14 protein-coding genes are annotated in these 12,811 nt (G+C 64.9%); 6 read left to right on the top strand and 8 right to left on the bottom strand.

Annotated features, from left to right (window positions below):
- Nucleotides 1-1,116, bottom strand: coding sequence for an alanine dehydrogenase (gene ald / locus JQ603_RS28145; protein ID WP_212344077.1), 1,116 nt, complete (start codon nucleotides 1,114-1,116; stop codon nucleotides 1-3).
- Nucleotides 1,117-1,260: 144 nt separating this feature from the next.
- Here ald and JQ603_RS28140 point away from each other — a divergent pair, with 144 nt between their 5' ends.
- The 3 genes from JQ603_RS28140 to JQ603_RS28130 all read left to right on the top strand — a co-directional run bounded on the left by JQ603_RS28140 (nucleotide 1,261) and on the right by JQ603_RS28130 (nucleotide 4,762).
- On the top strand, nucleotides 1,261-1,740 hold the full coding sequence (locus JQ603_RS28140) for an Lrp/AsnC family transcriptional regulator (protein ID WP_211401110.1): 480 nt from the start codon (nucleotides 1,261-1,263) through the stop codon (nucleotides 1,738-1,740).
- An 82-nt stretch (nucleotides 1,741-1,822) separates the two neighbouring features.
- Nucleotides 1,823-4,180, top strand: coding sequence for an Orn/Lys/Arg decarboxylase N-terminal domain-containing protein (locus tag JQ603_RS28135; RefSeq protein WP_212344075.1), 2,358 nt, complete (start codon nucleotides 1,823-1,825; stop codon nucleotides 4,178-4,180).
- 6 nt (nucleotides 4,181-4,186) lie between these two features.
- Entirely contained in the window at nucleotides 4,187-4,762 is a 576-nt protein-coding gene (locus JQ603_RS28130; RefSeq protein WP_212344073.1) for a GNAT family N-acetyltransferase, read from the top strand.
- Between the two features lie 3 nt (nucleotides 4,763-4,765).
- Here JQ603_RS28130 and JQ603_RS28125 read toward each other — a convergent pair whose 3' ends face one another.
- The 3 genes from JQ603_RS28125 to JQ603_RS28115 form a co-directional block, all read right to left on the bottom strand.
- Nucleotides 4,766-4,978 carry a hypothetical protein gene (locus JQ603_RS28125; protein ID WP_212344071.1) on the bottom strand — a complete coding sequence of 71 codons (213 nt, stop codon included), beginning with the start codon at nucleotides 4,976-4,978 and terminating at the stop codon, nucleotides 4,766-4,768.
- A gap of 280 nt (nucleotides 4,979-5,258) precedes the next feature.
- Nucleotides 5,259-5,699 (bottom strand): flagellar basal body rod protein FlgC, encoded by a 441-nt coding sequence (locus JQ603_RS28120; RefSeq protein ID WP_212344069.1) that lies wholly within the window; start codon nucleotides 5,697-5,699, stop codon nucleotides 5,259-5,261.
- Nucleotides 5,700-5,815: 116 nt separating this feature from the next.
- Entirely contained in the window at nucleotides 5,816-6,865 is a 1,050-nt protein-coding gene (locus JQ603_RS28115; RefSeq protein WP_212344067.1) for a hydroxyacid dehydrogenase, read from the bottom strand.
- A gap of 242 nt (nucleotides 6,866-7,107) precedes the next feature.
- Between JQ603_RS28115 and JQ603_RS28110 the strand changes: the two genes are divergently transcribed.
- From JQ603_RS28110 to JQ603_RS28100, 3 genes are all read left to right on the top strand, one after another.
- On the top strand, nucleotides 7,108-7,659 hold the full coding sequence (locus tag JQ603_RS28110; RefSeq protein WP_212344065.1) for a thiamine pyrophosphate-binding protein: 552 nt from the start codon (nucleotides 7,108-7,110) through the stop codon (nucleotides 7,657-7,659).
- A gap of 10 nt (nucleotides 7,660-7,669) precedes the next feature.
- Entirely contained in the window at nucleotides 7,670-8,278 is a 609-nt protein-coding gene (locus JQ603_RS28105; protein WP_212344063.1) for a thiamine pyrophosphate-dependent enzyme, read from the top strand.
- Between the two features lie 78 nt (nucleotides 8,279-8,356).
- A complete protein-coding gene (locus JQ603_RS28100; protein ID WP_212344062.1) occupies nucleotides 8,357-8,719 on the top strand; it encodes a VanZ family protein in 363 nt (120 codons plus the stop codon).
- A gap of 57 nt (nucleotides 8,720-8,776) precedes the next feature.
- On the opposite strand, the gene JQ603_RS28095 is transcribed toward JQ603_RS28100, so the two are convergent.
- From JQ603_RS28095 to gcl, 4 genes are all read right to left on the bottom strand, one after another.
- Complete coding sequence (locus JQ603_RS28095; RefSeq protein WP_130367836.1) at nucleotides 8,777-9,160, bottom strand: DUF1236 domain-containing protein; 384 nt, start codon at nucleotides 9,158-9,160, stop codon at nucleotides 8,777-8,779.
- Nucleotides 9,161-9,259: 99 nt separating this feature from the next.
- Nucleotides 9,260-10,162: a 2-hydroxy-3-oxopropionate reductase gene (locus JQ603_RS28090; RefSeq protein WP_212344061.1), complete on the bottom strand. Its 903-nt coding sequence runs from the start codon at nucleotides 10,160-10,162 to the stop codon at nucleotides 9,260-9,262.
- A 12-nt stretch (nucleotides 10,163-10,174) separates the two neighbouring features.
- Complete coding sequence (gene hyi / locus JQ603_RS28085; RefSeq protein ID WP_212344060.1) at nucleotides 10,175-10,960, bottom strand: hydroxypyruvate isomerase; 786 nt, start codon at nucleotides 10,958-10,960, stop codon at nucleotides 10,175-10,177.
- Between the two features lie 11 nt (nucleotides 10,961-10,971).
- Nucleotides 10,972-12,756 carry a glyoxylate carboligase gene (gene gcl / locus JQ603_RS28080; RefSeq protein ID WP_212344056.1) on the bottom strand — a complete coding sequence of 595 codons (1,785 nt, stop codon included), beginning with the start codon at nucleotides 12,754-12,756 and terminating at the stop codon, nucleotides 10,972-10,974.
- Between the last annotated feature and the right edge of the window lie 55 nt (nucleotides 12,757-12,811).

The following is a 12,811-nucleotide window of genomic DNA, read 5'->3' as shown; positions in this document are numbered from 1 at the left end:
TTACGCCGCCAGCCCGCTCTCCACCGGAGCAAACTCCAGCCCGAGACTCTCCGCCACCGCCTTGTTCGTAATCCGCCCACGATGGACGTTGAGCCCATTGCGCAGATGCGGATTCTCCAGCACCGCGGCAAAGCCCTTGCTCGCCAGCATCAGGCCGAACGGCAGCGTCGCATTGTTCAGCGCCTGGCTCGACGTCACCGGCACCGCGCCCGGCATGTTGGCGACGCAATAATGCACGACGCCGTCGACCTCGTAGGTCGGCTCGGTATGCGTGGTCGGGTGCGAGGTCTCGAAGCAGCCGCCCTGGTCGATCGCGACGTCCACCAGCACCGCGCCGGGCCGCATCGATTTGAGCATGGCGCGGGTGACGAGTTTCGGCGCGCTGGCGCCCGGCACCAGCACCGCGCCGATCACGACGTCGGCGGCGAACACCTCCTCCTCGACCGACTCGATCGTCGAAAAGCGCGTCCGCACGCGTCCCATAAAGAGATCATCGAGCTGCCGAATCCGGGGTATGGAGCGGTCGATCACGGTGACTTCCGCACCAAGGCCAGCGGCCATGCGCGCGGCCTGCGTTCCCACCACGCCGCCACCAAGCACGACGACGCGCGCCGGCTGCACGCCGGGGACGCCGCCAAGCAGCAGACCGCGGCCGCCGGCTGACCGCTTGAGCGCGGCGCCGGCTGCCTCGATGGCGAGGCGGCCGGCGACTTCGCTCATCGGCGCGAGCAGGGGGAGGTTGCCGGCCGCGTCGGTGACGGTTTCATAGGCGATCGCGGTGCAGCCGGAAGCAAGCAGGCCCTTGGCCTGTTCGGGATCCGGCGCAAGATGCAGGTAAGTAAACAGGATCTGGCCTTCGCGGAGCTGAGCCCATTCGCTTCGCTGCGGCTCCTTCACCTTCACGATCATGTCGGATTTGGCGAAGATCTCGCGGGCGCTGTCGGCGATCGCAGCCCCTGCCTTCCGATAGACCTCGTCGGACGCGCCGATGCCGCTTCCGGCGCCGGTCTCGACCGTCACCTGGTGCCCGGCAGCGACATATTCACGGACCGCGCCCGGCGTGAGCCCGACGCGATATTCCTGCACCTTGATCTCCTTGGGAACACCGACGTGCATCTTCCGCTCCTTCGCCAACGAAATTGATTCCGTTGTTGATCGTAGCGAGAGGGACGGTTTGGTTTCGTGCAAATATCCGCTAGTTTGACTGAGCCCGCGCCGGTTTCCGGCGTGGAAACATCTTTTCACGCTGGAAACAAGACTTTGGCCCTGGACCGGAAAGACCTCGCCATCCTCGCGGAACTCACGACCAACGCGCGGGCCAGCCACACCGAGCTCGCCAACAAGGTCGGGCTGTCGAGCACCGCGCTGGCGCGGCGGCAGAAGGCGCTGGAGGACGACGGCTACATCCAGGCCTACCAGGCCGCGCTCGATCTGACGCAGTTCGGCCTCACCACGACGGTGCTGGTGCGTATCGCACTCGAAAGCCAGAGCGACGAGGCGCTGAAGGCGTTCGAGGCGGAAGTGGGGAAGTGCCCCTCCGTCGTGCGCTGCTTCCTGATGTCGGGCACCGACGATTACATCCTGATCGTGCTCGCCCGCGACATCCAGGATTTCGAGCGCATTCACCGCACCGAGCTGTCACGCCTGCCGCGCGTCGCCCGGGTGCAATCGAGCTTCGCACTGCGCGAGATCGTCAACCGCACGGTGCCGACCGTGGTGTTCGGCGAGGTGAAGCGCTAGCGGACGCGATCCCGCACCCCTGTCATCCAACTGTCATCGAATGTGCCGAGAGCTGTATCCACTGGCACATTCGGGACGGACCATGGACTATTTCAAGCGCTTCAACTTCCTGTTCGCAGCACCCATGTTCGACGCCGACGACCTCGAGGGCGTCCGCTTCAACCAGATCATCGAGGAGATCCAGCGTTCCGGCTTCGAGGTGGTCCGGGCCCGCAAGCTGGAGGACGCCGAGATGGCGGTGCAGACCGATGCCGCGATCGGTTGCATGGTGGTGGACTGGGGCAAGAAGGGCCTGGAGGGCAAGACCTCGGCGCTGATCAATTTGATGCGCCGCCGCGGCCTCGACTTCCCGATCATCCTCTTGATCCGGCGCAAGCGGTTCGAGGACCTGCCGGTCGAAGTGCTCGATTTCATCGACGGCTACGTCTTCCTGTCCGAGGAGACGCCGCCCTTCATCGCCAAGAACCTGATCAGCCGGCTCAAGCAATATGCCGAGACGCTGAAGACGCCGTTCTTCGGCGCCCTCGTCGACTATGCCGAGGAAGGCAACCAGCTCTGGACCTGTCCGGGCCACAATGGCGGCGTGTTCTACAACCGCAGCCCGATCGGCCGTGTGTTCGTCGAGCATCTCGGCGAGTCCGTGTTCCGCGACGACCTCGACAATTCCGTGCTCGACCTCGGCGACCTCCTTACCCATGAGGGGCCGGCGCTGAAAGCGCAGAAGGAAGCCGCCGCAATCTTCGGCGCGGAAAAGACCTATTTCGTGCTCAACGGCACCTCGACCTCGAACAAGGTCGTGCTCGGCGCCCTCGTCACCGACGGCGATCTCGTGCTGTTCGACCGCAACAACCACAAGGCCGCCCATCACGGCGCGCTGATGATCAATGGCGGCATCCCGGTCTACGTCCCGACCGTCCGCAACGCCTGGGGCCTGATCGGCCCGATGCGCTGGGACATGCTCGACGAGAAGACCCTGCGCGAGGCGATCCGCAACCACCCGCTGGTGAAAGATCGCGATGCCTGGCGCAAGGAGCGGCCGTTCCGCGTCGCCGTGGTCGAGCAGTGCACCTATGACGGCTCGATCCACAGCGCCGAGATGATCATCAAGCGCATCGGCCATCTCTGCGACTACATCCTGTTCGACGAGGCCTGGGCCGGCTTCATGAAATTCCACCCGCTCTATGCCGGCCGCTTCGCCATGGGCCTTGCGAACCTTTCCCCTGAAGCGCCGGGTATCATCGCGACCCAGTCCACCCACAAGCAGCTCGCGAGCTTCTCGCAGGCTTCGCAGATCCACATCAAGGACCGTCACATCCGCGGCCAGAAGCGGCGCGTCGAGCACCGCCGCTTCAACGAGAGCTTCATGCAGCACGCCTCGACCTCGCCGTTTTATCCGCTGTTCGCCTCGCTCGACGTCGGCGCACAGATGATGAAGGGCCGCTCCGGCGAAGTGCTGTGGGACGACACGATCCGCCTCGGCATCGAGCTGCGCAAGAAGGTCCGCGCGATGCGCCGGGAGTTCGAGGAGAAGGAGCAAAATCCGGATCGCCGCTGGTTCTTCGAACCCTTCGTTCCCGATCGCATCGCCATTCCCGATGTCAGCCGCCCCGGCGCGGCGCATAACGTCGCCTGGGAGACTCTCTCCACCGACGAGCTCGCGACCAATCCCGCGCTGTGGCAGCTCTCTCCTGATACCAACTGGCACGGCTTTCCCGATCTCGCGGAAGGCTTTGCCATGACCGATCCGAACAAGCTGACCTTGCTCACGCCCGGATTCGATCGTGCCACCGGCGCCTATGCCGAGCACGGCATCCCCGCGCCGGTCGTCGCACAATATTTGCGCGAGAACCGCATCGTCCCGGAGAAGAACGACCTCAACTCCCTGCTCTTCCTGCTCACCCCCGGCGTCGAGGCGAGCAAGGCCGGCACGCTGATCTCCGGTCTCGTCGCGTTCAAGAGGCTGCATGACGACAATGCGCTGCTGGCCGACGCGATCCCGGAATTCTATCAGCGCCGGCAGGCGCGCTACGCCGGCGTGCGCCTGCGCGACCTCTGCGGCGACATGCACCGCTTCTTCCGCGCCGCCGATGTCAGCGCGCTCCAGGCGCGGCAGTTCATGCCCGAGCACATGCCCGAGATCGCGATGTCGCCGCGCGATGCCGCGCGCTACCTGTTCAAGAACGACGTCGACTATCTGCCGATCGAGGCGATCGCGGGCCGGATCGCCACCACGCCCTTCGTGGTCTACCCGCCCGGCATCGCCACCATCGTGCCAGGCGAGCGGCTGACGGAACGGGCCAAGCCCATGATCGATTATCTCAAGATGTTCGAGACCTGCTTCAACACGTTCCCGGGCTTCGACGTCGAGATCCAGGGCGTCTACAAGGAGATCGACGCCCAGGGGCGCATCGGGCTCTATACTTACGTCGTTGCCGAGTAGGTGCCGATGAACGAAACAGCTGCGCGCGCGAGTGATGAACCAGTCCTGGTCAGGCCGTCACGCGAGAGCGATGTCGAGGCGATGCTGGCGATCTACCGCCATCACGTCCGCACTGGCGTGCCGCGCGACGTCGAGGGAACCGGTGCGCCGGAGCCGGACGACTTGCGCGACCGCCGCAAGAATTTGAAGCAGACCCGCCTGCCGCATCTGGTTGCGACCTGGCGCGGCGAGGTCGTCGGCTATGCCTATGCCGTGCTCTTCCGCAAGCGCCCGGCCTATCGCTACACAGCCAAGCACTCGATCTATGTCCATCACGCGCAGCTCGGCCGCGGCGTCGGACGGCTTCTGCTGCAGGAATTGATCGATGCCTGCGCGGCGGCCGGCTTCCGCCAGATGATCGGCTATATCGATGCCGACAATGCACCCTCGCTGGCGCTGCACGAGAAGTTCGGCTTCGCGCGCGCAGGGCTGCTCGGCGGCGTCGCCTATCGCCACGGCCGCTGGTCCGACACCGTCATGGTGCAACGCTCGCTCGGCGCGGGGACGACGGCGCCCCCGCCGGTCACGGCGCCGGGCCGGTAGGCCTTACGACGGAAAGTCAGCCGGTTTGACGTGGATGCGATCGGCATGCAGCGACCAATGGTGCAACGCCTGGTCCTTGCAGAACTTCGCCTTCGCTCGTTCCCTGGCCTCGTCCTCGTCGGCGGCATCGATCTCGAGCGTGCCTTGGCAGACCTCGATCTCGCGGCCGTACTGGCCGAGCACATCCTTCATGAACTTGACCACAAAAGTTGTCATGGGACCTCCCTGCTGCCCCGGCGGCACTCTAATCCCATTTAGGCCGGACAGGGGAAGGAGATTTTGACGCGGATCAAGGGCTGTCGCGTCCGAGCGGAAGATTCGTTGCGGAACCTGCCGCGCGGGTCTATGGGCAAATGCCGGTCGCCCATGAGGATTTTGCCTTGCACTTTGTCGGGCGGCGGCCATCTCGACCTCATGACCTGCGAGGCCGTGTTCCAGCAGCGCGGCGCAAAGCTGGGGTAAACGACCTACCGCGAGACCGGGCCAAGCTCAGTCATCACGCCTTGATATCGAGGAGTGTGTCTTCCGTCTCGGCGTAGGCTTGAATCACCTTCGCATTGGCGATGAAGCTGTACTTTGCGGTCGCCAGCTCAGCGAACTCGCTGGCGAGATCGACATTCGGCGCGGCGACCAGGCCGTCCTGGTTTGCGAAGGGAGCGTTCGGGTCGGATTGGGCGGTATAGCTCGGCGAGACCGTCGACACGGTCGCAACCGTCCCGCCCGGCGTCGAGCCGTTCGATTGGGAGACCTGATCGACTCGCAGCGGCACATAAGCGGCGGGAAACGTCGGAGCAATGCCCGAACTGGCCGGCGTGCTCGATCCGCCTGATGCTGGGAGCGAGCCGGTCGTGTTGACGTTGGCGATATTGCTCGCAGCCACGCTCACGCGCAGGCTCGCCGCAGAAAGTCCGGATGTCGCAATCGAAAGTATGCTCATGCTCCCTGATCTACAGGACAAGTCATACGCGTTCATTCACGCCATCGATAAGATGCGCCCCTCTGTATTTCCCTCGCGGTAACCAATAGCTGGCGTGCAATAGCCCTTCGCGCGCCCTACCCCGGCGTCACGCCAAAAGCCTGCTTGAAGCGTTCGGCGTAGCGCGGCCAGACCTCGGGATTGATGATGCGAGGCGGGCGCTTGCCGTCGAGCGTCTCCAGCACCTGCTCGGCGGCGATGCGGCCCATGTTCTGGCGCGCCTCGATCGTGACGCCTGCCGTGTGCGGGCTCGCCAGCACGTTATCGAGCTGGAGCAGCGGATGCTCCGGCGGCGGCGGCTCCCTGGACCAGACGTCGAGGCCGGCGCCGGCGATGCGCTTGTCGCGCAGCGCCTGCAGCAGCGCATCCTCGTCGTGGATGAAGCCGCGCGCGGTCGTGATGAAGTAGGCATGCGGCTGCATCAGCGCGAACTCGCGCGTGCTGATCATGTTGCGGCTCTTCTTGTCGAGCGGGCAGGAGATCGAGACGAAATCGGCGCGGCGCAACAGCTCGTCGAGCTCGACCTTCTCACCGCCCCGCTCGGCCATCACCTCGGCGGTGAGATAGGGATCATAGGCCAGCACTTTCATGCCGAGCAGGCCCTTGCACAGTGCGGCGATGCGACGGCCGACATTGCCGAGGCCGATGATGCCGACGGTCTTGTGCTCGACCTCGTTGCCGACGAGCTCGTTGCGGTTGACGTCGCGCTCGCGGCGCAGGCGGCGATCGGACTGGATGATCCGCTTGGACAGCGTCAGCATCATCGCCAGCGCGTGCTCGGCGACGGAATGGGCGTTGCCGCCGGACTGGTTGACGACCACGACGCCGGCGGCCGTGCAGGCCTCGACATCGACGGGGTCGAAGCCCGCGCCATTGCTGGACACAAGCAGGAGGTTCGGCGTGCGCTTCAGGAACGCGGCGTCGACGTGGAAATGCGGCGCCAGTTCGTCCCGGGCTGCGCCGATCTGATAGACATGGGCCGCGCTCAGGATCGGCGCGTAGAAATCTTCAGGGCTCTCGTTCTCGATGCGATCGAGCCGGACGTCCGGCCGCGCCTTCAGGATGTCGACATAGATCGGATTGGCCAGATATTTGACGTAGAAGACGCGCTTGCTGTTGACGGACATCAGGACTCTTCCGGCTCTATCGTGGGAGACCCGCAAGGTCAGCGCGATGCGCGCCCGTCCGTGCCCCTCCCGCTTTCTGGTTATAGCCGCTTATGCCATGGCGGCGCCGGTCACGGCAGGCCGTCTGGCGCAGATCACGGTGCCGGCCCGGACATGTTGACAATCCCGCTGCCTGCGTCAAGTTCGGCAGACCGCCGCGACGGCCAGAACCAAGAAGCATGCGCGGCTCGAGGGAGAACGCAATGGCGATTGCGGAACAGCAGACACAGGGGACCAGCGACAGAAGCTGGCATGGCATCGTCCTGCAGACCCTGAAGCGGAACGAGATCAGCCTGATCCCCTACGTGCCCGACCGCGTGCTGACGCCGCTGATCAAGAATTTGCACGCCGATCCCTTCTTCACCACTTTCGCCACCGCGCGCGAGGAAGAGGCCGTCGGCATCGTCTCCGGCGCCTGGATGGGCGGACGGCGCGGCGCGGTGCTGATGCAGACCTCCGGCTTTGCCACGCTCGCCAACGTGCTGGCCTCGCTCGCGGTGCCCTACCAGATCCCGCTGATCATGTTCGTCTCCGAGCGCGGCACGCTCGGCGAGTTCAACTACGGCCAGTCGCTGGTTTGCCGCACCATGCGCCCGGTGCTGGATTCGCTGGCGCTGGAGCATCACACCATCACCCGGCTCGACGAGCTCGAATTCATCGCCGACCGTTCGATCAAGCAGGCCGTCACCACGCAGGCGCCGGTGGCCCTGATCCTCAACCCGCTGCTCACGGGCGGCAAGACGTTCGACAAGTGAGCGCCGCCAAATGAGTTCAAATATGAACACTGGCAATACCAAGTTGATGAACCGGTTCGATGTGACCTCGCGGCTGATCGCAAAGCTCAAGCACGAGGAAGCCGTGATCGGCGGCATCGGCAACACCAATTTCGACCTCTGGGCCGCCGGCCACCGCCCGCAGAATTTCTACATGCTCGGCAGCATGGGCCTCGCCTTCCCGATCGCGCTCGGCGTGGCGCTGGCGCAACCCGACCGCCCCGTCTTCGCGCTCGAGGGCGACGGCTCGCTCTTGATGCAGCTCGGTGCGCTCTCGACGATCGCGGCGCTGAAGCCGAAGAACCTGATCATGATCGTGATGGACAACGGCATCTACCAGATCACCGGCGCACAACCGACGCCGGCCGCTGGCGTCGCCGACATCGTCGGCATCGCCACCGCTTCGGGGCTCGCCAGGAGTTCGTGGGCCGCGGACGAGGAGGATTTCGAGCGCCTGGTCGACGAGGCCATGTCGGCTGACGAGCCGAGCCTGATTGCGATCCGTATCGACGACAAGCCGGGCGTCGGCACCACGCGGCGTGACCCCGTGCAGATCCGGGAGCGCTTCATGCACGGCATCGGCGTGCGCGAGCCACTCTAAACATTTCGTCATTAACTACACGGCGATCTGATCCGCATCCCGCGGCAGGCCCCTGCCAATCCGTGCTAAGCGGCGCGAATGTCCATTCTTGTTCGCGCCTTTGCCTGGCTGCTTGCCGCCGCCGTGACCTTTGCAACGCTCGGGCCTCCGGGCCTGCGGCCCCATTCCGATCTCGGCCAGGACGGCGAGCATGCGCTGGCGTTCATCCTGGTCGGGCTGGCCTTCGGCCTCGCCTACCGGCAGCGGCGGCTCGCAGTGGCGGTCGTTTCAGTGATCCTGATCGGCGTACTCGAGCTCATGCAATTCTGGGCGCCGGGGCGCCATGCGCGACTGGAGGATTTTCTGGTCGATGCCGGCACCGCCTGCATCGGCTTTGCACTCGCCGCCGTCGCCGATTGGGTCATGACCCGGTTTCGGACAAGCTCGGCCCTCACAAGCTGAGGCCCCGCGGAGCGACGCTCCGCAGGGCCCACGTCCTCAAAGCCTGTATCGCGCCGATCAATCGATGATCTTGACGACGCGGCGCGTGCGCGGCTCGACGATCACGCGGCGATCGTTCACGACCGCATAACGATACTCGGTATAGTTCGGCACGGGCCGCAAAACCACGGTCGGAGGCAGCGGCTCGCCGACGACGACGCGCTCGTGGATCACGACGGAGTCATTGCGCGGGATCCCGCCTAGCACCGCGTTCGGAATTTCGAGGCCTGCGCCGACCGCAGCACCGACGGTGCCGCCGACCATTGCGCCGACCGGGCCGCCGATATCGCCGCCCGCGCGCGCGCCATCTCGGGCGCCCTGTTCGGTCGTCGACTGGGCAAAGGCTGCGCTCGAAGCCAGCAGCGACGCGGCAGCCAACGTAATCGCAAGACGGGTTTTCATGTCCTGATGTCTCCAGTGATTGTCCCTCGCTTTCAACCGCGGGACCGGATCATTGTTCCGGTTCCCGCTTGCCGAAGGACACACCAAAACTGGCGACTGTTACCGCGTAACAGTGCAGGCGGCGGCGATCTCGTGGCCCGCCATCAGTTCCAGTGCCCGCACCATGGCCGAGTGATCCCAGGCCTTGCCGCCATGCGCGGTGCAGGACGAGAACAATTGCTGCGCCACCGCCGTGCTCGGCAGCGAGAGGCCGAGTGCGCGTGCGCCTTCGAGCGCGAGATTGAGATCCTTCTGGTGCAGCTCGATGCGGAAGCCCGGATCGAAATTGCGCTTCACCATGCGCTCGCCATGCACTTCGAGAATCCGCGACGAGGCGAAGCCGCCCATCAGCGCCTTGCGCACCAGCGCGGGATTCGCGCCGGCCTTCGATGCGAACAGCAGCGCTTCACTCACGGCCTCGATGGTCAGCGCGACGATGATCTGGTTGGCGACCTTCGTGGTTTGGCCGTCGCCATTGGCGCCGACATGGGTGACGTTCTTGCCCATCTTGTCGAAAACCGGCTTCATGGTGCCAAAGGCCCGCTCCGGACCGCCGACCATGATGGTGAGGCTCGCAGCCTTCGCCCCGACCTCTCCGCCCGACACCGGCGCGTCGAGATAATCGGCGCCGAGCGCCTCGATCTTCTTTGCAAACTCCTTCGTCGCCAATGGCGAGATCGAGCTCATGTCGACGACGATCTTGCCCTTGGAGACGCCGCTTGCGACGCCGTCCTTGCCGAACAGCACCGCTTCCACATGCGGCGTATCCGGCACCATGATGATGACGGCGTCCGCTTCCTCCGCGACCTCCTTGGCCGATTTGCAGGCGATGCCGCCCGCCGAGATCAGCTCAGGCGCGACCGGCGCGACATCATGCAGGAGAACGCGATGGCCAGCGGCCAGGAGGTGGCCGGCCATCGGCCGTCCCATGGTGCCAAGTCCGATGAAGCCGATGTCGATCATATCAGGATGTCCTCACGTCTCAAACGTCTGTGCCGCGTGCCAGGAGAGGCCTTCCAGCGTCGTGGTGCGCGGCTTGTATTCGCAGCCGATCCAGCCGCGATAGCCGATCGCGTCGAGATGACGGAACAGGAAGGGATAGTTGATCTCGCCGGTGCCGGGCTCGTGGCGGCCGGGATTATCGGCAAGCTGGATGTGGGCGATCTGGGGCAGATATTCCTGCATCGTGCGGGCGAGATCGCCCTCCATGATCTGCATGTGATAGATGTCGTACTGGATGAAGAGGTTGTTCGACCGCACCTCGGAGATCAGCTGCACCGCCTGCTCGGTGCCGTTGAGGTAGAAGCCGGGAATGTCGAGCGTGTTGATCGGCTCGACCAGCAGCTTGATGTTCTCCCGCGCCAGCGTCGACGCGGCGAAGCGCAGGTTGCCGACCAGCGTCTCCTGAAGCTCGCGCGGATCGGCATCGGAAGGCGCGATGCCGACGAGGCAGTTGAGCTGGTCGCAATCGAGCGCCTTGGCGTAGTCGATGGCGCGGAAGACGCCGTCGCGGAATTCGGCGGTGCGATCGGGCAGGATCGCGATGCCGCGCTCGCCGCCGGCCCAGTTGCCCGCGGGGAGATTGTGCAGCACCTGCGTCAGGCCATGGGCCTCGAGCTGCTCGCGCAGCTGCGCCTTGTCGAAATCATAGGGAAAGAGATACTCGACCCCGGCAAATCCCGCCGCCTTCGCCGCGGCGAAGCGGTCGAGAAACGGCATCTCGTTGAAGAGCATGGTGAGGTTGGCGGCAAACTTCGGCATGATGATCTCCCCTATTCCGCCGGCTGCAGCACGCGTGTGGTGCCGACTTCGTCGAGCGGCAGATCCAGCACCTCCTCGAACTCGACGATGTTGTCGATCTCGGTGCCCATCGCGATGTTGGTGACGCGTTCGAGGATGAACTCGACCACCACGGGCACGCGGTGCTTGGCCATCAATTCGCGCGCGGTCGCGAATGCCGCCTGCGTGTCCTTGGGATCCGTCACGCGGATCGCCTTGCAGCCGAGACCTTCGGCGACCGTGACGTGGTCGACGCCGTAGACGCCGATCTCGGGCGCGTTGATGTTCTCGAAGGAGAGCTGGACGTGATAGTCCATCTCAAAACCGCGCTGGGCCTGGCGGATCAGGCCGAGATAGGAATTGTTCACGACGACATGGATGTAGGGCAGATTGAACTGCGCGCCGACCGCGAGCTCCTCGATCAGGAACTGGAAGTCGTAGTCGCCCGACAATGCGACGATCTCGCGCTCCGGACACGCCGCGCGCACGCCGAGGGCAGCGGGCAGCGTCCAGCCGAGCGGACCCGCCTGCCCCGCGTTGATCCAGTTGCGCGGCTTGTAGACGCCGAGGAATTGCGCGCCGGCGATCTGCGACAGGCCGATCACGGTGACATAGGTGGTGTCGCGGCCGAACGCCTTGTTCATCTCTTCATAGACGCGCTGCGGCTTGATCGGCACGTTGTCGAAATGGCTCTTGCGCAACATGGTCTTCTTGCGATCGCGGCAGGCCGCGGGCCACGCCTGGCGCTCGCGAAGCCTGCCTGACCGGCGCCACTCCCTGGCGACGGTGACGAAGAGCTCGAGCGCGGCCTTGGCGTCCGAGACGATGCCGAGATCGGGATTGAACACGCGCCCGATCTGGGTCGGCTCGATGTCGACGTGAACGAATTTGCGGCCCTTGGTGTAGGTCTCGACCGAACCGGTGTGGCGGTTGGCCCAGCGGTTGCCGATGCCGAGCACGAAGTCGGATTCGAGCAGCGTGGCATTGCCGTAGCGATGGCTGGTCTGGAGGCCGACCATGCCGGCCATCAGCACGTGATCGTCGGGGATCGCGCCCCATCCCATTAGCGTCGGCACGACAGGCACGTTGGCGATCTCGGCGAACTCGACTAGCAGGTCGGACGCGTCGGCATTGATGATGCCGCCACCCGCCACGATCAGCGGCCGCTCGGCGGCGTTGAGCATCTCCAGCGCCTTCTCGACCTGCTTTCGCGTCGCGGCGGGCTTGTAGACCGGCAGCGGCTCATAGGTCTCGTCGTCGAACTCGATCTCGGCGAGCTGCACGTCGAGCGGCATGTCGATCAGCACCGGTCCCGGCCTCCCTGAGCGCATCACATGAAACGCCTGGCTGAACACGCGCGGCACCAACGCCGGCTCGCGCACCGTCACGGCCCATTTGGTCACGGGCTTTGCAATCGACTCGATGTCGACGGCCTGAAAATCTTCCTTATAGAGCCGCGCCCGCGGCGCCTGACCGGTGATGCAGAGGATCGGAATGGAATCGGCGATCGCCGAATAGAGCCCGGTGATCATGTCGGTGCCGGCCGGCCCCGAGGTGCCGATGCAGACGCCGATATTGCCGGCCTTCGCCCGCGTATAGCCCTCGGCCATGTGCGAGGCGCCCTCGACATGGCGCGCAAGGATGTGGCGGATCGAGCCGCGCTTCTTCAGCGCCGAGTAAAGCGGATTGATCGCAGCTCCGGGAACACCGAAGGCAGTCGAGATGCCTTCCTTCTCCAGGATACGCACGGCCGCATCGACAGCTCGCATCTTCGCCATATCGGACCTCGCTCGGGTTTAAGTCAGCGAGCGAGATCATCAGATGCGCAGAATG

The organism is Bradyrhizobium liaoningense, from assembly GCF_018130825.1.
Lineage (GTDB): Bacteria > Pseudomonadota > Alphaproteobacteria > Rhizobiales > Xanthobacteraceae > Bradyrhizobium > Bradyrhizobium liaoningense_B.
This window is presented reverse-complemented; position numbering and strand designations above follow the sequence as displayed.

Coding starts and splice junctions, on each gene's coding strand:
- JQ603_RS28100 (WP_212344062.1), top strand. CDS start 8,357: ATGTCCATTCTTGTTCGCGCCTTTGCCTGGCTGCTTGCCGCCGCCGTG.
- ald (WP_212344077.1), bottom strand. CDS start 1,116: ATGCACGTCGGTGTTCCCAAGGAGATCAAGGTGCAGGAATATCGCGTC.
- gcl (WP_212344056.1), bottom strand. CDS start 12,756: ATGGCGAAGATGCGAGCTGTCGATGCGGCCGTGCGTATCCTGGAGAAG.
- hyi (WP_212344060.1), bottom strand. CDS start 10,960: ATGCCGAAGTTTGCCGCCAACCTCACCATGCTCTTCAACGAGATGCCG.
- JQ603_RS28095 (WP_130367836.1), bottom strand. CDS start 9,160: ATGAAAACCCGTCTTGCGATTACGTTGGCTGCCGCGTCGCTGCTGGCT.
- JQ603_RS28105 (WP_212344063.1), top strand. CDS start 7,670: ATGAGTTCAAATATGAACACTGGCAATACCAAGTTGATGAACCGGTTC.
- JQ603_RS28120 (WP_212344069.1), bottom strand. CDS start 5,699: ATGAGCATACTTTCGATTGCGACATCCGGACTTTCTGCGGCGAGCCTG.
- JQ603_RS28130 (WP_212344073.1), top strand. CDS start 4,187: ATGAACGAAACAGCTGCGCGCGCGAGTGATGAACCAGTCCTGGTCAGG.
- JQ603_RS28115 (WP_212344067.1), bottom strand. CDS start 6,865: ATGTCCGTCAACAGCAAGCGCGTCTTCTACGTCAAATATCTGGCCAAT.
- JQ603_RS28090 (WP_212344061.1), bottom strand. CDS start 10,162: ATGATCGACATCGGCTTCATCGGACTTGGCACCATGGGACGGCCGATG.
- JQ603_RS28135 (WP_212344075.1), top strand. CDS start 1,823: ATGGACTATTTCAAGCGCTTCAACTTCCTGTTCGCAGCACCCATGTTC.
- JQ603_RS28110 (WP_212344065.1), top strand. CDS start 7,108: ATGGCGATTGCGGAACAGCAGACACAGGGGACCAGCGACAGAAGCTGG.
- JQ603_RS28125 (WP_212344071.1), bottom strand. CDS start 4,978: ATGACAACTTTTGTGGTCAAGTTCATGAAGGATGTGCTCGGCCAGTAC.